Origin of the sequence: Burkholderia sp. Tr-862, assembly GCF_011753085.1 — a bacterium.
Taxonomy (GTDB): Bacteria; Pseudomonadota; Gammaproteobacteria; order Burkholderiales; family Burkholderiaceae; genus Burkholderia; species Burkholderia ambifaria.
Window position 1 is genome coordinate 79,335 of record NZ_VWWG01000005.1, and the last position, 22,555, is coordinate 101,889.

The 22,555-nt window shown below is 67.6% G+C and carries 21 protein-coding genes; 17 read left to right on the top strand and 4 right to left on the bottom strand.

Features of this window, described 5'->3' with window-relative positions:
- Nucleotides 1-190: 190 nt before the first annotated feature.
- From F3J14_RS03115 to F3J14_RS03140, 6 genes are all read left to right on the top strand, one after another.
- Nucleotides 191-520 carry an H-NS histone family protein gene (locus F3J14_RS03115; protein ID WP_006750598.1) on the top strand — a complete coding sequence of 110 codons (330 nt, stop codon included), beginning with the start codon at nucleotides 191-193 and terminating at the stop codon, nucleotides 518-520.
- A gap of 265 nt (nucleotides 521-785) precedes the next feature.
- Nucleotides 786-2,033, top strand: a complete 1,248-nt coding sequence (locus F3J14_RS03120) for an MFS transporter (protein ID WP_166721725.1) — start codon at nucleotides 786-788, stop codon at nucleotides 2,031-2,033.
- A 153-nt stretch (nucleotides 2,034-2,186) separates the two neighbouring features.
- On the top strand, nucleotides 2,187-2,606 hold the full coding sequence (locus F3J14_RS03125) for a hypothetical protein (RefSeq protein WP_166721726.1): 420 nt from the start codon (nucleotides 2,187-2,189) through the stop codon (nucleotides 2,604-2,606).
- A 217-nt stretch (nucleotides 2,607-2,823) separates the two neighbouring features.
- On the top strand, nucleotides 2,824-3,738 hold the full coding sequence (locus tag F3J14_RS03130; RefSeq protein WP_166721727.1) for an acetoacetate decarboxylase family protein: 915 nt from the start codon (nucleotides 2,824-2,826) through the stop codon (nucleotides 3,736-3,738).
- Between the two features lie 25 nt (nucleotides 3,739-3,763).
- Entirely contained in the window at nucleotides 3,764-5,023 is a 1,260-nt protein-coding gene (locus F3J14_RS03135; RefSeq protein ID WP_166721728.1) for a saccharopine dehydrogenase NADP-binding domain-containing protein, read from the top strand.
- A 205-nt stretch (nucleotides 5,024-5,228) separates the two neighbouring features.
- Nucleotides 5,229-6,416 carry a beta-propeller fold lactonase family protein gene (locus F3J14_RS03140; RefSeq protein ID WP_166721729.1) on the top strand — a complete coding sequence of 396 codons (1,188 nt, stop codon included), beginning with the start codon at nucleotides 5,229-5,231 and terminating at the stop codon, nucleotides 6,414-6,416.
- A gap of 127 nt (nucleotides 6,417-6,543) precedes the next feature.
- On the opposite strand, the gene F3J14_RS36060 is transcribed toward F3J14_RS03140, so the two are convergent.
- Nucleotides 6,544-6,678, bottom strand: coding sequence for a hypothetical protein (locus F3J14_RS36060; RefSeq protein ID WP_006750603.1), 135 nt, complete (start codon nucleotides 6,676-6,678; stop codon nucleotides 6,544-6,546).
- 407 nt (nucleotides 6,679-7,085) lie between these two features.
- On the opposite strand from F3J14_RS36060, the gene F3J14_RS03145 reads away from it, so the two are divergent.
- From F3J14_RS03145 to ampC, 3 genes are all read left to right on the top strand, one after another.
- Nucleotides 7,086-7,541, top strand: a complete 456-nt coding sequence (locus F3J14_RS03145; protein WP_166721730.1) for a hypothetical protein — start codon at nucleotides 7,086-7,088, stop codon at nucleotides 7,539-7,541.
- 97 nt (nucleotides 7,542-7,638) lie between these two features.
- Entirely contained in the window at nucleotides 7,639-8,451 is an 813-nt protein-coding gene (locus F3J14_RS03150; protein ID WP_166721731.1) for an alpha/beta hydrolase, read from the top strand.
- A gap of 185 nt (nucleotides 8,452-8,636) precedes the next feature.
- Entirely contained in the window at nucleotides 8,637-9,806 is a 1,170-nt protein-coding gene (gene ampC, locus F3J14_RS03155) for a class C beta-lactamase (protein WP_166721732.1), read from the top strand.
- A gap of 24 nt (nucleotides 9,807-9,830) precedes the next feature.
- Here the strand turns inward: ampC and shc are convergent, their stop codons facing one another.
- Nucleotides 9,831-11,879, bottom strand: coding sequence for a squalene--hopene cyclase (gene shc / locus F3J14_RS03160; protein ID WP_166721733.1), 2,049 nt, complete (start codon nucleotides 11,877-11,879; stop codon nucleotides 9,831-9,833).
- A gap of 52 nt (nucleotides 11,880-11,931) precedes the next feature.
- Between shc and F3J14_RS03165 the strand changes: the two genes are divergently transcribed.
- From F3J14_RS03165 to F3J14_RS03175, 3 genes are all read left to right on the top strand, one after another.
- Nucleotides 11,932-12,642 (top strand): TetR/AcrR family transcriptional regulator, encoded by a 711-nt coding sequence (locus F3J14_RS03165; protein ID WP_166721734.1) that lies wholly within the window; start codon nucleotides 11,932-11,934, stop codon nucleotides 12,640-12,642.
- 256 nt (nucleotides 12,643-12,898) lie between these two features.
- Nucleotides 12,899-13,153, top strand: coding sequence for a hypothetical protein (locus F3J14_RS36155; RefSeq protein WP_166721763.1), 255 nt, complete (start codon nucleotides 12,899-12,901; stop codon nucleotides 13,151-13,153).
- A gap of 144 nt (nucleotides 13,154-13,297) precedes the next feature.
- On the top strand, nucleotides 13,298-14,470 hold the full coding sequence (locus F3J14_RS03175; protein ID WP_166721735.1) for a 4-hydroxybenzoate 3-monooxygenase: 1,173 nt from the start codon (nucleotides 13,298-13,300) through the stop codon (nucleotides 14,468-14,470).
- Nucleotides 14,471-14,548: 78 nt separating this feature from the next.
- Here the strand turns inward: F3J14_RS03175 and F3J14_RS03180 are convergent, their stop codons facing one another.
- Nucleotides 14,549-15,448: a helix-turn-helix domain-containing protein gene (locus F3J14_RS03180; protein WP_166721736.1), complete on the bottom strand. Its 900-nt coding sequence runs from the start codon at nucleotides 15,446-15,448 to the stop codon at nucleotides 14,549-14,551.
- A 187-nt stretch (nucleotides 15,449-15,635) separates the two neighbouring features.
- Here F3J14_RS03180 and F3J14_RS03185 point away from each other — a divergent pair, with 187 nt between their 5' ends.
- The 5 genes from F3J14_RS03185 to F3J14_RS03205 all read left to right on the top strand — a co-directional run bounded on the left by F3J14_RS03185 (nucleotide 15,636) and on the right by F3J14_RS03205 (nucleotide 20,981).
- Entirely contained in the window at nucleotides 15,636-16,469 is an 834-nt protein-coding gene (locus tag F3J14_RS03185) for an SDR family oxidoreductase (RefSeq protein ID WP_334044561.1), read from the top strand.
- A gap of 85 nt (nucleotides 16,470-16,554) precedes the next feature.
- On the top strand, nucleotides 16,555-18,336 hold the full coding sequence (locus tag F3J14_RS03190; protein WP_211080319.1) for an FAD-dependent oxidoreductase: 1,782 nt from the start codon (nucleotides 16,555-16,557) through the stop codon (nucleotides 18,334-18,336).
- A 14-nt stretch (nucleotides 18,337-18,350) separates the two neighbouring features.
- On the top strand, nucleotides 18,351-18,692 hold the full coding sequence (locus tag F3J14_RS03195) for an NIPSNAP family protein (RefSeq protein ID WP_166721739.1): 342 nt from the start codon (nucleotides 18,351-18,353) through the stop codon (nucleotides 18,690-18,692).
- Between the two features lie 28 nt (nucleotides 18,693-18,720).
- Nucleotides 18,721-19,497: a glucose 1-dehydrogenase gene (locus tag F3J14_RS03200; RefSeq protein ID WP_166721740.1), complete on the top strand. Its 777-nt coding sequence runs from the start codon at nucleotides 18,721-18,723 to the stop codon at nucleotides 19,495-19,497.
- A 110-nt stretch (nucleotides 19,498-19,607) separates the two neighbouring features.
- The gene (locus F3J14_RS03205) at nucleotides 19,608-20,981 is read left to right on the top strand and encodes an MFS transporter (RefSeq protein WP_166721741.1); all 1,374 of its coding nucleotides are present in this window, start codon (nucleotides 19,608-19,610) and stop codon (nucleotides 20,979-20,981) included.
- Nucleotides 20,982-21,090: 109 nt separating this feature from the next.
- Here the strand turns inward: F3J14_RS03205 and F3J14_RS03210 are convergent, their stop codons facing one another.
- Nucleotides 21,091-22,032 (bottom strand): dihydrodipicolinate synthase family protein, encoded by a 942-nt coding sequence (locus F3J14_RS03210; protein ID WP_012372215.1) that lies wholly within the window; start codon nucleotides 22,030-22,032, stop codon nucleotides 21,091-21,093.
- Nucleotides 22,033-22,555 lie beyond the last annotated feature (523 nt).

Sequence of the window (22,555 nt, forward strand, 5' to 3'; positions counted from 1 at the left end):
GAACGCGACGCGCCCCGTGTTGCGTGCCTATGCCATGCGGCTTTCGACGATCGCGTTGCCTGCGGCATACTGCGAAAGCCTTGCAGGTCCGGGCGAATTCACACATCGCAACACAGATTGGCGGAACTTCGTGATAGGTTCGGCCATCGGAGGTTTTTTGAATAAAAACATACCCAAAGAGGATGAATACATGACCCAGGCCCTGCAGGAACTCGAAGCACAACTTCGGGACCTGAACATCAAGTTGTCGGACGCCAAGCAGAAGGAGAAGCAAGCCGCACTCGCGGCATTCAAGGAGCAGGTCGAGTTGTTGGGCATCACGCAGCAGGAAGTGCTGAGCGCCCTCGGCTACATCGTCCAGCGAAAACGCAAGGCGCCTGCCAAGTATTACGATCCGACGACCGGCCGTTCATGGTCGGGCCGCGGCCCGCGACCCAAATGGCTCGAAGGCAAGGATCTCGACACGCTGCTCGTCGACCGCGAGGCCAGGACCTGGTGGCCCGGGGACGATCAGGGCTGATGCCGCACCGGCACCGCCGAGGTGCCGTTCGACCCGCGCCGGCGGTGACGCCGGCCGCGCCACACCCGCTTCATCCCGTTTCTTCGGTGTCCCGCCTGATTGCGGGATCTCCGGCTCCGATATCTTTCAAATTCATTACCGCCGCCGCCCGTTTCCGCACCCGGAAGCGGGCGCGCGCGGCGCTTTCTGCGTGCGCACGTAGGCCGGCACGTCCTGCCCGGGAACAGGCTTTAGAATGCCGCCCGGACATTTCCGGCAGGACACCATGGCGGCAAACATGAAATCTTCGGCGCTCGGCGATCCGGCGGCGGCGCGCGCGGAGCAGGTCGGGTCGTACGCGTGGAAGGCGCTGGCCGGCTCGGCGATCGGCTACGCAATGGACGGCTTCGACCTGCTGATCCTCGGCTTCATGCTGCCCGCGATCACGGCGGCGCTGCAGCTCACACCCGGGCAGGGCGGCGCGCTTGTCACGTGGACGCTGATCGGCGCCGTCGCGGGCGGCATTCTGTTCGGTGCCCTGAGCGACCGCTACGGCCGCGTGCGGGTGCTGACCTGGACGATCATGCTGTTCGCGGTCTTCACCGGCCTGTGCGCGTTCGCGCAAGGCTTCCACGATCTGCTCGTCTACCGGACCATCGCGGGCATCGGCCTCGGCGGCGAGTTCGGGATCGGCATGGCGCTCGCGGCCGAAGCATGGCCGGCGAGCAAGCGGGCGCGCGTGTCGTGCTACGTCGCGCTCGGCTGGCAGGCCGGCGTGCTGCTGGCCGCGCTGCTGACGCCGCTGCTGCTGCTCCATATCGGCTGGCGCGGGATGTTCGTGGTCGGCGTGCTGCCCGCGCTGCTCGCATGGGTGCTGCGCAACCGGCTGCACGAGCCGGAAGTCTTCGTGCAGCGCGCGACGCAGCCGCGCGCCAATGCGTTCCGGATGCTCGTCGCCGACGCCCGCACCGCGCGCACGAGTCTCGGCATCGTGATCCTGTGCTCGGTCCAGAACTTCGGCTACTACGGGATCATGATCTGGCTGCCGACCTTCCTGTCGAAACAGATGGGCTTTTCGCTGACGAAGTCGGGGCTGTGGACGGCGGCGACCGTCGTCGGGATGATGATCGGCGTCTGGACGTTCGGACAACTCGCCGATCGGTTTGGCCGCAAGCCGACGTTCCTGCTGTACCAGCTCGGCTCGGTCGTGACGGTCGTCGCGTATGCGCGGCTGTCGGACCCGACGGCGATGCTATGGGCCGGCGCGCTGATGGGGATGTTCGTCAACGGGATGGTTGGCGGCTACGGGACGCTGATGTCCGAGGGCTATCCGACCGCCGCGCGCGCGACCGCGCAGAACGTGCTGTGGAATATCGGCCGCGCGGTCGGCGGCTTCGGGCCGGTGGCGGTCGGCGCGCTGGCCGCGCGCTACTCGTTCCAGACGGCGATCGCGCTGCTCGCCGGCCTCTACGTGCTCGACATGGTCGCGACGCTGTTCCTGATCCCGGAGCTCAAGGGCGTCGAACTCGAATGACGATGGGCGGCGGTCGGCCGAACGCACGGTCATCGTTACGCGACCCGGCTCCCGAGATTCCCGATGATCCTCGCGGCCGGGTCATACGCAGCGGATAGAGGCCTGTGCATCCGCTCGAGCGCTCACTCCTGCTGGCAACGCTCGGAGGTCAGTTTGCATGGCATCCAGACCGAAGGCCGGATCTTCGTGCCCGCGGGAACCGCGAAGGGAAGCTTTATCGACACGCGCGATGTCGCGGCGGTGGCTGCCCGGTTGCTGAGTAGCGACGACTTCTTGAACACGGCGCACGACCTGACCGGTGCCGAGGCCCTGGATCATGCGCAGGTGGCCGCGATTCTCTCGAAGGTGACGGGGCGCACGATCGCCTATACCGATATCGCCGAAGACGAGATGCGTGATGGGCTGCTGAACGCGGGCCTGTCGGCGGACTACACGGAACTGCTTCTGGTCCTCCTGCAGGAATTCAAGGCCGGTCATGCCGCGCACATCACGGACGAGGTGCGGCGTATCACGGGGAAGGCGCCCATTCGTTTCGAGCAGTATGCGCGGGAGTTCAAGTCGCACTGGGCCTGAAGCATGCGTCGTTGTGCGATTGCTCCGCGAGATGTGCCGATGGCCGGGGAACAACGGGTCATGCGGCAGGGCGCGCCCGCTTCGATAGTGTGTCCATGAACGAGTCGGGGCCTTGACCTTGAAGTCGGGTTGAATCTTAGAGTGCCTGTTGACGGCAGGAACCGGCAAGCCGCGAAGGTTGCCTGCCACGACCCATCTTCGACGAGAGGCAACACACATGGACAGGCGCTTTACACAGGTCGAATTCGGGCCGCACACGGTCGACGTGCCCGAAGGCGGGTACTACGACCGGTTCCGGATGAATCCGGATCTCGACGAGGTGGCCCGCGATCCCGCCGCGGGCAACATCGATTTTTTCCGTCGGATTCCGAAGCGTCAGGTCGCGTCGCGCGTGGGGCCGACCTGGGCGCCGAATTTCTACTATCGTTCCAGCAGCATCCAGCTGCTGTTTCTCGCGCCGCTCGAACGCCTGCGCACCATGCTGCCGGTGCCGCTCGAACCGCTGCGGGCGGTTCCCGGCTACGGCCTGGTCGCGCTGACGTTCTTTTCGTATTCGGTCTGCGACAACGATCCGTATGACGAGGTGTCCGTCGCGGTGGTGATTCGCCGGCCGGGCGCGCGCGGCTCGCACGCGCTCGAACTCCTTGACGCGATGCGGCGCCGCAGCTTCTTCGCGCACGTGCTGGCGCTGCCCGTCACGACGGAAATCGCGCGGGTGCGCGGCGTGCACGGCTATCAGCTGCCCAAATGGCTCGCCGATATCGACATGAGCATCGGCGCGCGCGTCAGCGCGCGAATTGCCGGGCCCGACGGTCGGCCCGACCTGACGCTGAACGCGCCGACCCCGGCGCTGACCGATGTGCCTTCCCAGTCGCGCATGGGCACGAATATCATGATCAATCTCGTCGACGGCGTATGGCACCAGAGTTCGGTGCAGACCAATACGCTATCGTTCGCGCAGCGTGTGTTGCCGCGCGGCGTCGAACTGGTGCGGCACGGCGGCCCGCTGAGCCAGCTGCTCGACGGGCTGGGCGTGTCCACCATCGTGCGGTTCGACGTGGTCAAGGATGCGCAGCTCGTGCTGAACCTGCCGACGCCATTGAATGTGTTCGATGAGCCCGGCTGCCGTTAGCCCACCCCTTTCAGAGGAAGCGTCGATGACCCAGCCGACCCATGATTTCGATCTCGTCGTATTCGGCGCCACCAGCTTCGTCGGGCAGATCCTGACGCGCTACCTGTCCGAATACCTGTCGGGCAGCGGCGAAACGCTGCGCTGGGCGATTGCCGGCCGCTCCGAAGCGAAGCTCCGGCACGTCAGGGATGCACTCGGCGCCGCCGGGCAGACGCTGCCGATCATCGTCGCCGATGCGGCTGATGACACGCAATTGCAGGCGTTGTGCGCGCGCACGCGCGTCGTCGTGTCGACCGTCGGTCCGTACGCGCTGTATGGCGAACCGCTGGTCCGGATCTGCGCGAAAACCGGCACGGACTACTGCGATCTCACCGGCGAGACGCAGTGGATCAAGCGGATGATCGAACGGTACGAGCCGGCAGCCCGGCAATCGGGCGCGCGCATCGTGCATTGCTGCGGTTTCGATTCGGTGCCGTCGGATATCGGCGTGCTGTTCCTGCAGCAGCACGCACGGCGGCAGTGGGGCGTGCCGGCCACGCAGGTGAAGATGCGCGTGAAGACGCTGAAGGGCGGCGCGTCGGGCGGAACGGTCGCGAGCGTGATCAACGTCGTGCGCGAAGCCGCGGCCGATCCGGCGTTGCGCCGCGAACTGCTCGATCCGTATGCGCTGTGCCCGGCGGATCATCGTTTTACGGTGCGGCAGCACGCGGTCCGCTCGGCGGAATTCGATCGCGACGGCGGCACGTGGATCGCGCCGTTCGTGATGGCGGCCGTCAACGAGCGCGTCGTGCATCGCTCGAACGCGCTCGCGGACGACGCATACGGCAGCCGGTTCGCCTATGACGAGGCGGTCATCACGGGCACGGGCCTGAAGGGCCGCCTCGCCGCGCTGACGATGGTGGCCGGCCTCGGCGCGTTCATGGCGGGCGTGCTCATCCCCCCGGTGCGCGGCCTGATGGAGCGCTTCCTGCTGCCGAAGCCCGGCGAGGGGCCGAGCGTCGCGGCGCAGCTGGCCGGCCGCTACGATCTGCGCTTCTTCGGGCGCGCCGACGACGGACGGACGCTGCGCGTGAAAGTCACCGGCGATCGCGATCCCGGTTACGGCTCGACCGGCAAGATGCTCGGTCAGGCGGCGCTCAGCCTCGCGCTGGATTGCACCCGCGACGGCGCGAAGACCGGGCGCGGCGGCGGTTTCTGGACGCCCGCGACGATGTTCGACGCGCGCTTCATCGAACGTCTCGAGCGGCATGCCGGGTTGCGTTTCGAACTGCTGCCGGATGCGTGAGCCGAGCGTGCGTCGGATGCGCGGTGTGGGCATTGCGATCGGTCGCGATCGATGCAGAACGCATCCGTGCTTGGGCGGATTGTCCGCGGCTGGCGCAAAACGCCGATTTCGCGCGCTTTAGTGCATGATGCGATGGCATCGACCCGTCGAGCAGCGGGGTCGTGCGATTCCTTGCGTCCGCAACCGATCCGGAGAACCGTCCGTCATGCATTCGAATCCTTTTCGCCTTCGTCGCGCCCGTCTGCTCGCCGCGCTGACGCTTGCCACCACCGCCGTCGCCGCGCACGCGGCCGACTGGATCGTGTCCGGCAACGACGGCAAGTACCAGCGCGTCGAAGGGCGCGACACCTTTCTCGCATCGCCGCCCGCCGACACGCTGACGCTGCTCGATGCGAGCGTGTTCCCGCCGAAGGTCGCGCTTCAGGTCGACGTCGAGAACGGCATCCAGGGGCCGCCGCAGGCCGTCGCGATCACGCCCGATGCGAAACTCGCGCTGGTCGGCGCGCCGACGCGTTACGACCCGGGCGCGAAGCAGCTCGTGTACGACACGTTCCTGCAGGTCGTGAATCTCGATGCGTCGCCGGCGGCGATCACGCGCATCGAACTCGGCACGCACCCGCAGGGGATCGCGATCGACCGGTCGGGTCGCCTCGCGCTGGTGGCGAACGTCGACGGCAGCGTATCGATCCTGCGGATCGATGGCACGCAGGTGACGCTCGACGGCAACCTGAAGATCGGCAAGAAGCGGCTCGCCGGGATCAGCTTCACGCACGACGGCAAGCATGCACTCGTGTCGCTGCGCGACGAGCAGGGCATCGCGGTGCTGAACGTCGACGACGGCAAGGTGACCGACAGCGGCGCGCGGTTGAGCACGGGCGTCGCGCCTTACACGATCGACGTGTCGAGCGACAATCACTGGGCCGTCGTCAGCAATGTCGGGCTCGCGGGGCTGCCGGGCTATACGGGCACGCTCGCGGGCGATGCCGATTCGGTCGCGCTGATCGACGTGTCGCGCACGCCGTTCCGCACGGTCCAGTACCTGAATGTACCGTCGCTGCCGGAAGGCGTCGCGATCTCGCCGAACGGCAAGTGGATCGCCGTGCAGGCGATGGACGGCTCGAACCTCACGCCCGACAACCCGGGCCGCCACAAGCTCGGCAAGGTCGTGCTGTTCGAGATCCGCAACGGCCGCGCGGTGCAGACGGGTGAAGTGCCGGGCGGCGAAGCCGCGCAGGGCATCGCATTCACCGCCGACAGCCGGCACGTGATCGTGCAGTTCAATGTCGAGCGGCAGCTCGCGCTGTATGCGGTGGAAGGCGGCCAACTGCGCGACACAGGCAAGCGCATCGCGCTGTCGGGCGGGCCTTCGTCGTTGCGAACGTTGCCGCGCTGACGTGCGGCGCCGGTGAGCCGGCCGCGGTTCGCCGTCGACGATGCGGATGGGGCGGCCTGAGGGTGTGCGAGGGGCGGCGCCGGCGCTCGTGACGGGCCGGTCGCGCCTGCGATGAACCAGCGCTCTGCTACGGACGCAGCAGATCGAACCCGCCGAACACGACCACGCCGCTGAGTGCAATCATCGCGACCGAATGCTGGCCGAAATAGAGAATCGCGGCCGCGAGCCACGTGGTCAGGCAGAAGGCGCCGATGCGGGCCATCGTAATTTCCTCGAAATGCGTGATGAAGGGGGTGCGCCGAAGCCGTCGCGTCGTCGTGTCGCTTCGGGCGCGGGGCTCGCGCAGCGACGGCGCCGGACGGCGTCGCGTGTCGCGCCCGATCGGGCGGGCGCCGGTGCGGGGCAGCCCGCAAGTCTGCCGAAAGCAGCCGGTGTGCTGCAGCGGCAGGCCAGCGCGCGATTTTACCAGCGTGGACGGCCGGTCATTCTGGCCCCTTCGCGACCATCGGCAGCCTGCCCACGAGATGGCGCGCGGCACCGGCTGCGCGGCCGCGTCGGCGCCGCGTCGAGGGCGAGACTAAAGTTTTGTCCGACGAATACCGTAAACCGGTTGCAAGGAATCCCTGTTCAACCGACCCGAGTCGCACACACTCATTACGGACCGACACGATGCAGATCGATCTCTCTTCCGCCGCGCAGACCCCGCTCGCCACCACCAACGCGGCCGCCAACTCGTCTGGCACGGGCGCCGCGGCGACGGCCACGGCGGCCGCGTCATCGCCGACCGGCGGCGCAACGAAGACGTCGGCGAGCGGCGCCGCGCCGTCCGGCGGCGCGGGCGAGACGCTGGGCGCGTCGGGATCGTCGGCCGACGATCCCGCGGTCACGCAGCTCAAACAGCTCATCGAGCGCTTGCAGAAGCAACTCGCGCAACTGCAGCAGCAAATGGCGGCCGCCGCGCAGCGCGCGAAGGATGATCCGGCCGCCGCGGTCGAGCAGCAGACGCTGAGCGCGGAAGCGAGCACGATCTCGGGTGCGCTGTCGACGGCGATCGCGCAACTCGCGCAGGCCATCCAGAAGTCGGGTGGCTCGACGTCCGGCGGCCTGGTGTCGACGCAGGCCTGACGGCACGGCGCCGCACGGCAGCACGCCAACGCGTCGCGGCACGTCACTCCGCGCATTACAATCGCAAGCTCGTCTCCCTCGACAGGACGGCAGAACGATGGCTGCGGAATTCGCCGACGACGACCTCGTCCGCTTCGACGCGCAAGGCGGCACGCCGCTGCCCGCGGCCGATGCCGAAGGATGGCTGGACCACGACGGCGCGCGTATCTGGCACGCGTCGTTCGGCCACGGCCCGCCGGTCGTGCTGCTGCATGGCGGCCTCGGCCACGGCGGCAACTGGGGCAACCAGGTGCCCGCGCTGCTCGCGTCCGGCTACCGCGCGATCGTGATCGACAGCCGCGGCCACGGCCGCAGCACGCGCGACGATCGCCCCTATTCGTACGAACGCATGGCCTCGGACGTGCTCGCGGTACTCGATGCGCTGCACATCGGGCGCGCGCGCTTCGTCGGCTGGAGCGACGGCGCGTGCGTGTCGCTCGTGCTGGCCGCCCGCGCGCCGCAGCGTGCGGCGGGCGTGTTCTTCTTCGCGTGCAACATGGATTCGGGCGGCACGAAGGAGATGGTGCCGAGCCCGCTGATCGACCGCTGCTTCGCGCGGCACCGCAAGGACTACGCGCGACTGTCCGCGACGCCCGACCAGTTCGATGCGTTCGTCGCGGCCGTCAGCGAAATGATGCGCACGCAACCGGATTACAGCGCGGCCGACCTCGCGGCGATTGCGGTGCCGGTCGCGATCGTGCAGGGCGAGCACGACGAGTTCATCCGCCCCGAGCATGCGGCATATCTCGCGCGCACGATTCCGGGCGCGACGCTGACGATCCTGCCCGGCGTGAGCCACTTCGCGCCGCTGCAGCGGCCGGCGCGCTTCAACGCCGCGATGCTGGCCTTCCTCGACCGGTTGCCTGACTGACATCGGCGTGGCCGGTGCATGCGTTGCATAAGATTTTCTTTAGGCTCGCGCAAAATATCCTCGATTGTTGGACGGCGGCCGGTGGCGGATAGTCCTGCTTCGACCGGCCGGCTGCCGCAGTCTCCGCGCGGCGCGACCGGGCCTGTTGTCCACACAACCATCCGAAAATCGAAGGAACCGCAACCATGCGATTCAACGCGATACGCATCGCCGCGACCCTGTTCGTCGCCGCGTGCGCCGCCGTCACGGCCGGCCGCACGGCCGCCGCCACGCCCGACGAGATTCACGACACCGTGACCCGCAACGTCGCGCCGCTGATGAAGCAGTTCGCCATTCCCGGCATGGCGATCGGCATCGTCGCCGACGGCAAGCCCTACGTGTTCGACTACGGCGTGATGTCGACGCAAACCGGCAAGCCGGTGACCGGCGACACGCTGTTCGAGATCGGCTCCGTCAGCAAGACGCTGACCGCGACGCTCGCGTCCGACGCGCAGGAGGGCGGCGAGCTGTCGCTGTCGGATCCTGCGGCCAAGTACCTGCCCGCGCTGCAGGGCACGCCGTTCGGCGGCGTGACGCTGCTCGAGCTCGGCACGCACACGCCGGGCGGGATGCCGCTGCAGGTGCCCGACAGCATCCGCGACGACGCGGGCCTGATGCGCTATCTCGATGCGTGGCGGCCCGCGTACACGCCGGGCACGCGCCGCACCTACTCGAACGTTGCGATCGGGATGCTCGGGCAACTCACCGCGAAGGCGATGAACCGCGACTTCGCGGCGTTGATGGAACAGCGCCTGTTCCCCGCGCTCGGGATGACGCATACCTACATCAACGTGCCCGCCGCGCGCCAGGGCGACTATGCGCAGGGCTATACGCAGGACGGCAAGCCGATCCGGATGACGGGCGGCATGCTGTGGCAGCCGGCGTATGGCGTGAGGACCACGGCGGCCGACCTGTTGCGCTTCGTGCAGGCGAACATGGGGCTGGTCGAAACGGCGCCGCGTCTGCAGCGCGCGCTCGAGCGCGCGCACACCGGCTATTTCCGTGCGGGGCCGTTCACGCAGGACCTGATCTGGGAACAGTATCCGTATCCGGTTGCGCTGCCGACGCTGCTCGAAGGCAACGGGCCGCCGATGCTCCACGACGCGACGCCCGCGACCGAACTCAAGCCGCCGCTCGCGCCGCGCCCGGACACGTGGATCAACAAGACCGGCTCGACCAACGGCTTCAGCACTTATGTCGCGTTCGTCCCCGCGAAGCGGATCGCGATCGTGATGCTCGCGAACCGCAGCTTCCCGATCGAGGATCGCGTGAAGGCCGCGTACCGGATCGTCGAGTCGCTCGACGGCAAGCCGTAACCTGCGTCGTGCCCGCGCCGTCGCTCAGGCGAGCGCGGCATCCGCGCCCGTGGACGCGGGCACGGCGTGCGCGCCGGCCGACGATGCGCCGCCGGCCAGGCGCCGATAGCGCGCGAGCGCCCACAGCGGGAAGTACGCGGTATAGCCGTGATACTTCAGGTAGAAGATGCGCGGAAAGCCCGGCGCGTTGTGCGACCGGTGCCACCAGAAGCCGTCGTCCTGCTGCACGGATTGCAGATACGCGATGCCGCGCTTGACCGATTCCGATTCGCCGTCGCCGAACGCCATCTGCGCGAGCAGCGCCCACGCGGTGCAGTTCGACGTGCTTTCACCGGCATTGGTGCCGGCGAGCGCCGGGTCGATGTAGCTGTCGTTCGTCTCGCCCCAGCCGCCGTCCGCGTGCTGACGTGCGCGCAGCCACGCGAGCGCGCGGGCGATGTACGGCTGCGACGGGTCCTCGCCCGCGAGCGCGAGCCCGGCCAGCACGCTCCACGTGCCGTACAGGTAGTTCGTGCCCCAGCGGCCCCACCAGCTGCCGTCGGGCTGCTGCGTGCGCTTCACGTAGTCGATCGCGCGCGCGAGCGACGCGCGGTCGTCCGCGCGCTTCGTGACGCCGAAGCACAGCAGCACGCGGCCCGACACGTCCTCGGTCGGCGGATCGAGCAGCGCGCCGTGATCGGCGAACGGAATCGCGTTCAGGTACAGGCGGTCGCAGTCGGCGTCGAAGGCCGCGAAGCCGCCGTTGCGCGATTGCAGACCGCGCATCCAGTCGAGCGCGCGCGCGACGCGCGCCGCATACGGATGCGAGCCGTCCGCGTTGCGATGCGTGCGGCCGCGGCGGTCGAGCATTGCGGTGACGACCGCGCTGTCGTCGATGTCGGGGTAATACGGGTTCGCGTACTGGAACGCCCAGCCGCCCGGTTGCGTGTCGGCGGGCGCGTTCTCGATCCAGTCGCCGCGCAGGTCGTTCACCTGGCGCTCGGCCAGCCAGTCGTACGCGCGCGCGATGCGTGCGTCGAGTTCGTCCAGTGCGCTCGCGGGTGCGCCGGCTTCCGGCACGGCCACGCCGCGCGCTTGTTCGAGCGCCATCGTGCTCCACGCGGTGTCCCACACAGGCGACAGGCACGGCTGGCAGTACATGCTGCCGTCGGGCCGCGTGACCAGCAGCTTCTCCAGCGCGTTCTCGCAGTCGCGGCGCAGCGGATGATCGTCCGGGTAGCCGAGCACGTCCATCATCTGGTAGCTGTACACGATCGGCGGAAAGATCCCGCCGAGGCCGTCTTCGCCGTTCATGCGCTCCGCGCACCACGCTTGCGCATGCCGGATCGCGCGCTGCCGCAGGCGTTTCGGCAGCAGCGGCTCGACATGGCGCACCACGCGGTCGAGCGCGAGGAACGCGCGGCGCATCCCGCGCGTGGGCGGGAAGTACTGGCGTTCCTCGTCGGGCGGCGTGACGAACAGCTCGGGGATCGCGATGTTGCGCGGGTTGCGCGCACGCGCTTTCAGCGAGCACAGCACGAGCAGCGGCACCATCGTCGTGCGGGCCCAGTACGCGACCTTGTACATCGAGATCGGCACCCACTTCGGGAACAGCACGAATTCGATCGGCATGAACGGCGCCGCGCGCCACGGCACCTGGCCGAACGTCGCGAGCAGGATGCGCGTGAACACGTTCGAGCGTGCCGCGCCGCCGAGCTTGAGGATCGCGTCGCGCGCGCGGACCATGTGCGGCGCATGCTCGCTGTCGCCGGCGGCCTTCAGCGCGAAGTACGCCTTCACGCTGCACGACACGTCCGGGTCGCCGTCGACGTACAGGTCCCACCCGCCGTGCGTGTCGAGCCGCTGGATCGCGCGCAGGTACCGCGCCATCTTCTCCTGGCGCGCGTCGTCGATCTTGTCCATGAAATGCATCATCAGGATGTATTCCGCGGTGATCGTCGCGTCGGATTCGAGTTCGAAACACCAGCTGCCGTCAGGCTGCTGCAGGCGCATCAGCGCGTCGCGTCCACGGGCGATCGCGGTGTCGAGCGCGGACCAGGGGGAGGGGGCGGGTTTGTTCATGCGGCGGATCATACCATCCGGCCGGAATGTTTATATCGAGACCGCGGGTGCTAACATCGCCCCCATGAAAAAACGCCTCGAACCCGCTTCGCGCGATACCGCCGCGCCTGTCGATACGGCCGGACCGGCCGCCGCACCGAGCGCGCCCGAACCCACGCCCGCTGCCGGCGTGCGGCGGAAAAAGGCGCCGGAGCAGGTGCGCGCGCAGCTGCTGGAAGCCGCGTCGGAAATCGCGACCGGTCACGGCGTGGCCGCGCTGACGCTCGACGCGGTCGCCGAGCGCGCGGGCGTGACCAAAGGCGCGCTGCAGTATCACTTCGCGAACAAGCAGGGCCTGCTCGATGCGCTGTTCGGGCAGGCGACCGAACGCTTCGCGACGCAGATGGCCGCACGCCGGGCGGCCGATTCGCACGGCGACGGCGCGGCGGCGCGTGCGTATCTGCATGCGGTGCTCGACACCGCGCAGCCGGCCGCGAGCACGGAGGTGCTGCGCGTGCTGGTCGCGTCGATGATCACCGAGCAGGAGACGCGCGCGCGCTGGTCGGTGCCGATGCGCGAGTGGACGCGGCCGGACCCGGTGCCGCTCGAGCGGGCGGCGACGCTGATGATCTGCCGGCTGGCCGCCGACGGGCTGTGGATCTCCGAGCTGCTCGACAGCGTGGAGATTTCGGCCGAGCTGCGCGCGGAGATCGTCCGCCAGTTGGACCGCATGAGCGCGGGCGAGCCGCCGGCGGGCACGAGCAAGCATACGAGCGCGCGCGGCCGGCGCGGCTGAACGCGTTCAGTCGCCGAACTGCGTGACGAGCTCGGCGATTCCGCCTGACGTTCGTCTTTGCCATGGACGTGGCGTGGGCTGCGCCGCGCGGCATAGATCCGACGATATGAACAGAATCGTCGCGCCTACCGGCGATTTCCTGACACGCGACGCGCGTACCGTAACGAGAACCGACGACGTGTCGAGCGAAAAGTCCATGCGGCGACACGCCGGTGACGACAGGCCGGATGCCGAGCTGCGGGGGAGTGGCCATCACATGCTGACAAGAGACTATGTGGAGCGCGAGCTCTCTCATATCGAGAGAATGGTCACGCTGCTGGAAAGCGATGCGAATACCGGCGCCGCGGCAATGCCGTACGCGATGCGCGTGAGTCGTCCAGGTTACTGGCGCGCACGGATCGAGACGCTGCTGGCGATTCCCGGCATGCCGCGCCACGTGACGAAACTCGGCAACGTGCTGCTCGCGAAGATCGACGGGATCGAGGCGCGGCTGGGGACGGTGAAGCCCTGACTGCGCGAGCGCGCGCCGCGCATGTCGTGAAGCGCGCTACGCTTTTATCTATTATCGAGATAGTCCGTATTCCGCATATCGCGTTGCGGGATAGCTGGCAACGCCGCCACACTTGCGCAAAATCAATTCCACCCGGAGACATTCATGCGTACGCAAGTCGGCATCATCGGCGCAGGCCCCGCGGGCCTGCTGCTTTCCCATCTTCTTCATCTGCGCGGCATCGAGTCGGTCGTTCTCGAGACGCGCGGGCGCGAACAGATCGAATCCACCATTCGCGCCGGCGTGCTCGAACAGGGCACGATGGACGTGCTGGCCGAATCGGGCGTCGGCGACCGGATGAAAGCGGAAGGCGCGCTGCATCACGGCTTCGAGCTGGCGTTCGAAGGCAAGCGCCGCCGCATCGATCTGACGGAGCTGACCGGCAAGGCGATTACCGTCTATGCGCAGCACGAAGTGCTGAAGGATCTCGTGGCCGCGCGCGTCGCAGCCGGCGGCGCGTTGTACTTCAACGTATCCGGCACGACGATTTCCGGCATCGATACCGACGCGCCGTCGATCCGCTTCATGCACCACGGCGTCGAACAGACGCTCGACTGCGATTTCGTGATCGGCTGCGATGGCTCGCAGGGTGTGTCGCGCACGATGATCCCCGCTGCATTGCGGCAGGACTACGAGCGGGTCTTCCCGTTCGGCTGGTTCGGCATTCTCGTCGAAGCGCCGCCGTCGTCGGACGAACTGATCTATGCGCGCCATGAGCGCGGCTTCGCGCTCGTCAGCACGCGTTCGCCGAACGTGCAGCGCATGTATTTCCAGTGCGACCCGAAGGATTCGGTCGACAACTGGTCCGACGATCGCATCTGGGCGGAGATGCATGCGCGCGTCGACTCCGCGGACGGCCAGCAGGTCGTGGAAGGGCGGATATTCCAGAAGAACATCGTCGGCATGCGCAGCTTCGTGTCGACGACGATGCAGCACGGCCGCCTGTTCCTCGCCGGCGATGCCGCGCATATCGTGCCCCCGACCGGCGCGAAGGGTCTCAACCTCGCCGTGTCGGACGTACGCATTCTGACGTCCGCACTGCAGGCGTTCTATGACGAACAGCGCGCCGACCTGCTCGACGCGTACAGCGAAACCGCGCTGCGCCGGATCTGGCGTGCCGAACACTTCTCGTACTGGATGACGCGCATGATGCATCGTCTCGACGACGCGTCGCCGTTCGAGCAGCGTCTGCAGGTCGCGGAGCTCGAGCACGTGACGACGTCGCGCCCGGCGGCGATGGCGATGGCCGAAAACTACGTCGGTGCCGTCGCGGTCTGACGCGGCGCGTTGGAGCCGGCTTTACCGGTCGCGGTATCCATGCGCCGCGACCGGCTCCGCCGCCCGGAACGGGGCGGCTCACGACCGGCCCGGCATCAGGTCGCGATGGGCCGATTCCCTGAATTCGCCCGGCGTCAGGCCGGTCTGCTTGCGGAAGTAGCGGCTGAAGTACGCGCTGTCCGCAAAGCCCATCTCGTGCGCGATCTGCTTCACGCTCAGGTTCGAATAAACGAGATCGCGCTGCGCTTCGCGAATCAGATGCGCATTGACGACCGCCGTCGTCGAGATCCCCAACTCCTCCCGGCAGACGCGCGCAAGCTGCGCGGCTGTCACGCCGAGCCGGTCCGCATAGAATTCCACCGGTCGATGCTCGCGAAAATGCGTGTCGATCAGCTCACGAAAGCGCCGCAGCAACATTCCGCGCCGGTCGGTGCCCGCATGCGACGGCGCTGCCGCGAGGTCGCTCACGCGCGCGATATGCACGACCAACGCCACCAGCAATGCCATCCCGGCCGCGCCGCGGCCGCGTGACGTGCTGCGGAATTCCTGTTCGAGCAACGCGAACAGGGGCATCAGCATCGACACGCTCGCGTCCGCCCCCTTGACTGGAATCACCGCCGCACGTTGCAGGATTGACAGAGCACCCGGTGCGGCCGTCTTGACCAGCGTTTCCAGCGCGCGCTGCACGACCGTGATCACGAGACCGTCGATGTGCGGCGAGAACTCGAACGCATGGACCGTCTGCGCGGGCAGCAGCACGAGGCACGGCGGCGTGAACGTGTGCTTCTCGCTCTCGATCACGACATGCCCGTTCCCGCCCCGGATGTACAAAATCTGCAATAGCGCGTCGTGACGGTGCGCGGCGATGTGCCAGTCGTTCGGCCGGCTGCGCTCCGGTATCCATTCGAAGTTGAACGCGTCGTACCAAGGCGGACGAGCCGATTCGCCATACAGATCGTAGTTAGGGATTCTCCTCATGCCGCGCGGCCTCCTGTGTACAAATTGTCCTGTTGCTTGCGGCGTTTGTCCAATTTTCGCGCGATGCGCGCTTCTATACTTTTCTCCATCGACGTCGCGCTTGCAGTCAACACATCGCGCGACGTTCGGGCAGCGTGTATCGGATCGAGCCGGACATTTCCAGCCTATTTCAAAAGGATACCTAATGATATCGCAAGCAGATCATCAGCAGCGGGACTGGCTTCGTCTCGACGGGCAGGTATGTGTCGTGACGGGGGCGGCGGGAGGCATCGGCACGTCGATCGTGGAGATGTTCGTGGCGGCCGGTGCGCGGGTCGCACTGCTCGATCGTGATGCGGACAAGACCGTCGCACTCGCCGAGCGACTGCGTACGACGGGCGGCGACGTCGTCGCGATCGGGTGCGATATCGGCGACGCCGCCAGCGTGACCCAGGCCGCCCAGCGCGTGGAACGCGATCTCGGCCCCGTCGACGTGCTCGTGAACAACGCGGGCCTGTTGCGTGCCGGCGGGATCGAGACCATCGGCCTCGACGCATGGAACGCGATGCTGCAGGTCAATCTCACCGGCTACATGCTGTGTTCGCAAGCATTCGGGCGCGCGATGCTCGCGCGCGGTTCGGGTTCGCTGGTGCATGTCGCATCCATCGCCGCCCGCTACCCGCAGACGCATAGTGGTGCGTACAGCGCGAGCAAGGCAGCGGTCGCGATGCTCGCGCGACAACTGGCGGCGGAGTGGGGGCCGCGCGGCATCCGGAGCAATACCGTGTGCCCCGGGATGATCCGCACGCCGCTGTCCGAGTCGTTCTATGCGAGCGGCGATATCGAGGCGCGCCGCAGCGCGATGACCGCGAGCCGTCGCATCGGCCGGCCCGACGACATCGCGAACGTCGTCGCCTTTCTCGCCAGTCCGCGTGCCGCGTATGTAAATGGCGCGGAACTGGTGGTCGACGGCGGCCTCGACGCGATGCTGATGGATCTCGTGCCGCGGCCTGGCTATGAGGCCGGGGCCGGCGCACGCTGATGCAACGACATTGCCGCGCTGCATGCAGGCAAGCCGTGTCCGGCGACGCGGCGGCGCGGTCATTCCATAGACGGAGGAAGACATGATGAACGATCAGCAGCGTTCGAAGCACGTCACGTGCGATCTGCTCGTAATCGGATCGGGAGCGGGCGGCTTGTCCACCGCCATTACCGCGCGAAAGGCCGGCCTCGGGGTGATCGTCGTCGAGAAGGAAGCGTGCTTCGGCGGCACCACTGCATTTTCCGGTGGCGTGCTGTGGATCCCCGGCAATCGCCACGCAAGCGCAAACGGCGTGCGGGATACGCGCGATGCGGCGCGCCTGTATTTGCGCGGCGAAACGGGCGCGTTCCACGACGACGTCGCGATCGAGGCCTTCCTCGAGCACGGCCCGCGCATGCTCGAATTCTTCGAGCGCGAAACGGAGGTGAAATTCGTCCCGACGCTGTATCCCGACTATCACCCGAACGTGCCGGGCGGGGTCGATATCGGCCGCTCGGTCGTCGCCGCGCCGTACGATGCGCGGCGGCTCGGGCGCGATCTCGAACGCCTGCGTCCGCCGTTGAAGACGATCACGTTCATCGGGATGATGTTCAATTCGTCGAATGCGGACTTGAAGCACTTCTTCAACGCGACGCGCTCGCTCAAGTCGGCGTGGTACGTGACGAAGCGGCTGGCCGCGCATCTGAAGGATCTCGCGCTGTACCGGCGCGGCGTGCAAGTCACGAGCGGCAATGCGCTCGCCGCGCGGCTCGCGAAGTCCGCGCTGGAGCTCGGGATCCCGATCCTGACCAACACGCCCGCACGCGAACTCGTCAGGCAAGGCGCGCGGATCGTCGGCGCGACGGTCGGGGCGGACGGCGCGGCCTATCGCATTACCGCGCGCCGTGCGGTCGTGCTGGCGAGCGGCGGCTTCTCACACGACGTCGCGCGAATCGCGCGAGCGTACCCGCACGTCGAGCGCGGCGGCGAGCACGTGTCGCCCGTCCCGACCGGCAACACCGGCGACGGTGCGAAACTCGCCGAGCGTGCCGGCGGCCGCGTGGAGATTCGCTATCCGCAACCGGCCGCATGGATGCCCGTTTCGCGCGTGCCGCTCGGCGACGGCCGCTTCGGTGTGTTCCCGCATCTGCTCGATCGCTACAAGCCGGGTGTCATCGGCGTGACCCGTCGCGGCACGCGCTTCACGAACGAATCGAATTCGTATCACGACGTCGGCGCCGCGATGATCGCGGCATGCCGCGACGAAACCGAGACCGCGATGTGGCTGGTGTGCGATCACGCGACGATCCGCAAATACGGGCTCGGCTTCGCGAAACCCGCACCCGTGCCGCTCGGGCCGCTGCTGCGCAACGGCTATCTGGTGCAGGGCCGCACGCTGGCGGAACTCGCGCAGCGGGCCGGCATCGATGCGGCGAATCTGGAGGCGACCGTGCGGCGCTACAACCACGACGCCGCGCGGGGCGAGGATCCTGAATTCGGGCGCGGCACGACGTCGTTCAACCGCTATCTCGGCGACGCCGACCATCGTCCGAATCCGTGCGTGGCGCCGCTCGGCGACGGCCCGTATTACGCGCTGAAAGTCGTGATGGGCGATCTCGGCACCTTCGACGGAATCCGGACCAACGCGGTCGGACAGGTGCTGGCTGCCGACGACCGGCCGATCGACGGTCTCTACGCGGTCGGCAACGATCGCGCCAGCATCATGTGCGGCAACTACCCGGGCGCGGGGATCACGCTCGGCCCGATCATGACGTTCGGCTACCTGAGCGCGCGCCATATCGCGGGGATCACCGATCAGGCCGGCCCGACCGAACCGGCGCCATCCGCTGCCGCCCCGCATCCCGTCGACACGCGCGCGACCGCCTGAACCCGGAGCAGACCATGACATCCTCGAAAGCATTCATCGACCATCGCACCTATACGATCCGCCCGCGCGGCATGGCGGAGTTCATCGAGATCTTCGACCGGCTGGCGATGCCGATCCAGGTGAAGTATCTCGGTGCGCCCGTCGGGTTCTACATGAGCGACATCGGCGCATTGAACCAGGTCGTCCATCTGTGGGGCTACGACAGCATCGCCGACTACGACGCGCGGCGCACCGCGCGCGATGCCGACCCTGACTGGCCCGCGTATCTGCAGGCGTCCGGCCATCTGATCGTCGCGCAGGAGAGCCGCATCATCCGCCGCGTCGAGTTCCCGAGCCTTGCGTATCTGACGCGCTGAGCGCACGACGATGAAATCGGAACACGACATGGACGACACACGCGTGGCAAGGGTGGCAATCGTGACGGGCGGCGCGGACGGCATCGGCTGGGCGTGCGCAATGCGTCTCGCCGCCGGCGGCTATCGCGTCGCGATCGCCGACCTGCATGGCGAGCGTGCAACGGAGCGGGCGGTCACGCTCGGGCCCGAGCATATCGGCCTGCGTGCCGATGTGGCGAGCGAAGACGATGTGGCCGCGCTGATGCGAGCCGTTGTCGGGCGCTGCGGCCGGATCGACGTGCTCGTCAACAACGCCGGGATCGGCGAGCAGAACGCGCCCACCGTCGAGCAATCGGTGGCGGCGTTCGACCGGCTGCTGGCGGTCCACGTGCGCGGCACGTTCGTCGCGAGCCGCGAAGCCGCACGCGTGATGCTCGCGCAGCGTACGGGCGCGATCGTCAATCTGTGCTCGATCGCCGGCCAGGGCGGGATTCCGACACGCAATGCGTACGGTGCGGCGAAGGCCGCGATTGCGTCACTGACCCGTTCGATGGCATGCGAGTGGGCGCGCGCAGGCGTTCGCGTCAATGCCGTCGCGCCCGGCTATGTCGCGACGGAACTGGTCGACACGCTCGCGCGCAACGGTCAGCTCGACCGCGCGGCGATCGAGCGCCGCACACCGCTCGGCCGCCTCGCCGAGCCGGACGAGATCGCGGCCGCGATCGCGTTCCTCGCATCGGACGCGGCGAGCTACGTCACCGGCACCGTGCTGAACGTCGACGGCGGCTGGCTGGCCTACGGCGCGGCGGATTCGCCGCCCGGCTGACCTGCGCCGCGCATCCGCCACCGGACTTGCAACGAAACATGCCCATGGAGATGTCCGCGCGCATGCGGCGCATCAGCGCTGCCGGGCGCCCGGACCGAAGGAGACATACGATGAAAACCCAAACGAGTACGCTCGACGTGCAGTCGTTCATTGACGCCGAGCGCTTTTCCCCCTGCCAGTGGCTGATCCTGATCCTGTGCTTTCTGGTCGTGGCCGCTGACGGCTACGACACGGCCGCGATCGGCTTTATCGCGCCCGCGCTGACGCACGACTGGGGCATCGCGCGCAGCGCGCTCGGCCCGGTGATGAGCGCGGCGCTGGCCGGGCTCGGCCTCGGCGCGCTCGCCGCCGGCGCGTGCGCGGACCGGCTCGGCCGCAAGACGGTGCTCGTGCTGTCGGTGGGCTGCTTCGGTGCGTGGAGCATGGTGTCCGCGCATGCGCAGTCGATCGAGGCACTGACCGCATTTCGCTTCTTGACCGGGCTCGGCCTCGGCGCGGCGATGCCGAATGCCGTCACGCTGATGTCGGAATACGCGCCCGCCCGGATCCGCGGCGTGGCCGTCAACGCGATGTTCTGCGGCTTCTCGTGCGGGCTCGCGGTGGGCGGTATCACGTCGGCATGGCTGATTCCCCATTTCGGCTGGCAAAGCGTGCTGACCGCGGGCGGGATCGGACCGATCGTGCTGGCGATCGCGCTCGTGATGCTGCTGCCCGAGTCCGCGCAGTATCTCGCGGCGCGACAGGGCACGCATGCGCGCATCGCGCGAATCCTCTCGCGGATCGCGCCGGACGAGCGCTTCGACGACCGCACGTTCGTGGCCGCCGGCGCGCGCAATCAAGCGGGCGGGGCGTCCGCGCTCGCGCAGGTGCTGTCCGTGCAGTTTCGTTCGCGTACGCTGATGTTGTGGGCGGCCTACTTCATGGGGCTGCTGATCTATTACCTGCTGACCAACTGGATGCCGACGCTGTTTCGTGACGCGGGCTTCAGCGCCGAAGGCGGTGCGCTGATGACGTCGTTGTTCCCGCTGGGCGGCGTGCTCGGCAACCTCGGTGTCGGGTGGCTGATGGATCGCTTCAATCCGAACCGGACGATCGTGTGCGCGTATGTCGTGGCAGCGCTGCTGGTGCTCGTGGTGAGCCGCACGATCGGACATGCCGCGTGGCTTGGCACGATCATCTTCCTGTGCGGCACCGTGGTGACGAGCGCGGTGACGTCGATGTCGGCCTATGCGGCGAGCCTGTATCCGACGCGTTGCCGTGCAACGGGCGTGGCCTGGATGCTCGGCATCGGACGGATCGGCGGCGTGGCCGGCGCGTTCGCCGGTGCGATGCTGATGGGGCTCGGCTGGCGTTTCGGCGATGTGTTCAGCCTGCTTGCGGTGCCGGCGCTCGCCGCAGCCGGCGCGTTGTATGCGATCGGCCATTGCAGGGCGGAGATCACGGAACCGGAGCGCACGAGCGGGGCGGCGGTGCAGCAGCACTGATCGGCACGCGCCTGTCGAGTGTGAGCGGATAAAGGAAAAGCCACGGATCGCTCCGTGGCTTTTTGCTTTCTCATGCAGCCGGCCGTGTCACGGCCGCATATCGCACGGCTTAGGCGATGGTCTTCGACCAGTTCGCGTACCAGTTGCGGAACAGCGTGTACTGCGCTTCCGCGTAGTTGCGTTGCGCGTCGCTCAGTGCATCGGTTTCGTTGAAGTGCAGCGTGTATTCCTTGTCGCCGTTCAGCACCATCAGATGCTTGTAGAACAGCACCAGGTCGCAGCCTTCGTCGAACGACGACAGCACGGCCAGCGCCGCTTCCAGTTCCTTCGCACGCACGCGGGCCACCGCATCGCCTTGTGCGGCCTTCTTGCACAGGTCGACCAGTTGCAGCACTTCGCGCGGCAGCGCGTTGCCGATGCCGGTGATCGCGCCTGCCGCGCCGCAGTTCACGAAGCCGTGGAACACCTGCGTGTCGACGCCGGCCATCAGCGTCACGCTGTCGTCCTGCGACGTGATGTTTTCGGCTGCATAACGCATGTCGGCCGCGCCGCCGAATTCCTTGAAGCCGATCAGGTTCGGGTGCTGGCGACGCAGTTCGAAGAACAGGTCGGCGCGGGTCGCGAAGCCGTAGTACGGGCTGTTGTAGATCACGGCCGGCAGGTTCGGCGCTGCGTTCAGGATCGCGGCGAAGTGCGCCTTCTGTGCGGCCGGCGACGCGCCGCGCGACAGCACGCGCGGGATCACCATCAGGCCGTGCGCGCCGACCTTCGCGGCATGCGCGGCGTGCGACACGGCTTCCTTCGAGTTCACCGCGCCGGTGCCGACGATCGTCGGCACGCCGGCTTCGACCAGACGCGCGACGCCTTCCTGGCGCTGCGCTTCGGTCAGCAGCGGCCAGTCGCCCATCGAGCCGCAGTACACCACCGCGCGCATGCCGAGTGCCACCAGCTCCTTGCCCTTCTTTACCAGCGCGTCGAAATCCGGCTGACGATCAGCGGTGCACGGAGTCATCAGGGCCGGAATGGTGCCGGTAAAAATGTTGTCGCTCATCTCGTTTCCTCACATTCAGATAGGGTCAACTGCCATTGCTGGCAACCTGGGCTGTACGCGCGCTCGCCGTCTCGTTGGTGCTTCACGTCACCCGGACGGCGGCTGGCCGCCTCTTGTTTGCCTCGGTGCCGAAACGTTGCCTCCGGTTTCGACCGAGAGTCAGCCATCGACGAGTGCATTCTAGCCAGTCCGCATATTTTATACAATATAAAATAAAAAGGGCGCGAGGCAGGTCGTCGGTTCGGGGCGCGGGGGAGGGTGGAGAACCGCGCCGTGGCGGCCTTCGGCGGGGATGGCGGGCGACCCGACGACGCCGGCCGATGCCCGTACCGACTCCGCCTGACGGGCTGGGAAGTCCGACCGGCGCCCCGCAAGCTTGTCCTCGCCGCACTTTCGTCCGACCAAAAACATCCGTCTCGCAGGCTTCCATCCCGGTCGGCGTACCACGCGCCCGGCATGTCGCATTTCTGCCGAAAGCATTTTTGAGATTGTGTGTATTGTGTATTGGATATTGTATAAAATC

Excerpts from the sequence above, each read along its gene's own strand:
- F3J14_RS03115 (WP_006750598.1), top strand. The coding sequence starts at position 191 with ATGACCCAGGCCCTGCAGGAACTCGAAGCACAACTTCGGGACCTGAAC.
- F3J14_RS03180 (WP_166721736.1), bottom strand. The coding sequence starts at position 15,448 with ATGAGGAGAATCCCTAACTACGATCTGTATGGCGAATCGGCTCGTCCG.
- F3J14_RS03195 (WP_166721739.1), top strand. The coding sequence starts at position 18,351 with ATGACATCCTCGAAAGCATTCATCGACCATCGCACCTATACGATCCGC.
- F3J14_RS03130 (WP_166721727.1), top strand. The coding sequence starts at position 2,824 with ATGGACAGGCGCTTTACACAGGTCGAATTCGGGCCGCACACGGTCGAC.
- ampC (WP_166721732.1), top strand. The coding sequence starts at position 8,637 with ATGCGATTCAACGCGATACGCATCGCCGCGACCCTGTTCGTCGCCGCG.
- F3J14_RS36155 (WP_166721763.1), top strand. The coding sequence starts at position 12,899 with ATGCTGACAAGAGACTATGTGGAGCGCGAGCTCTCTCATATCGAGAGA.
- F3J14_RS03165 (WP_166721734.1), top strand. The coding sequence starts at position 11,932 with ATGAAAAAACGCCTCGAACCCGCTTCGCGCGATACCGCCGCGCCTGTC.
- F3J14_RS03210 (WP_012372215.1), bottom strand. The coding sequence starts at position 22,032 with ATGAGCGACAACATTTTTACCGGCACCATTCCGGCCCTGATGACTCCG.
- shc (WP_166721733.1), bottom strand. The coding sequence starts at position 11,879 with ATGATCCGCCGCATGAACAAACCCGCCCCCTCCCCCTGGTCCGCGCTC.
- F3J14_RS03175 (WP_166721735.1), top strand. The coding sequence starts at position 13,298 with ATGCGTACGCAAGTCGGCATCATCGGCGCAGGCCCCGCGGGCCTGCTG.
- F3J14_RS03190 (WP_211080319.1), top strand. The coding sequence starts at position 16,555 with ATGAACGATCAGCAGCGTTCGAAGCACGTCACGTGCGATCTGCTCGTA.
- F3J14_RS03120 (WP_166721725.1), top strand. The coding sequence starts at position 786 with ATGGCGGCAAACATGAAATCTTCGGCGCTCGGCGATCCGGCGGCGGCG.
- F3J14_RS36060 (WP_006750603.1), bottom strand. The coding sequence starts at position 6,678 with ATGGCCCGCATCGGCGCCTTCTGCCTGACCACGTGGCTCGCGGCCGCG.
- F3J14_RS03145 (WP_166721730.1), top strand. The coding sequence starts at position 7,086 with ATGCAGATCGATCTCTCTTCCGCCGCGCAGACCCCGCTCGCCACCACC.
- F3J14_RS03150 (WP_166721731.1), top strand. The coding sequence starts at position 7,639 with ATGGCTGCGGAATTCGCCGACGACGACCTCGTCCGCTTCGACGCGCAA.
- F3J14_RS03200 (WP_166721740.1), top strand. The coding sequence starts at position 18,721 with ATGGACGACACACGCGTGGCAAGGGTGGCAATCGTGACGGGCGGCGCG.
- F3J14_RS03135 (WP_166721728.1), top strand. The coding sequence starts at position 3,764 with ATGACCCAGCCGACCCATGATTTCGATCTCGTCGTATTCGGCGCCACC.
- F3J14_RS03140 (WP_166721729.1), top strand. The coding sequence starts at position 5,229 with ATGCATTCGAATCCTTTTCGCCTTCGTCGCGCCCGTCTGCTCGCCGCG.
- F3J14_RS03205 (WP_166721741.1), top strand. The coding sequence starts at position 19,608 with ATGAAAACCCAAACGAGTACGCTCGACGTGCAGTCGTTCATTGACGCC.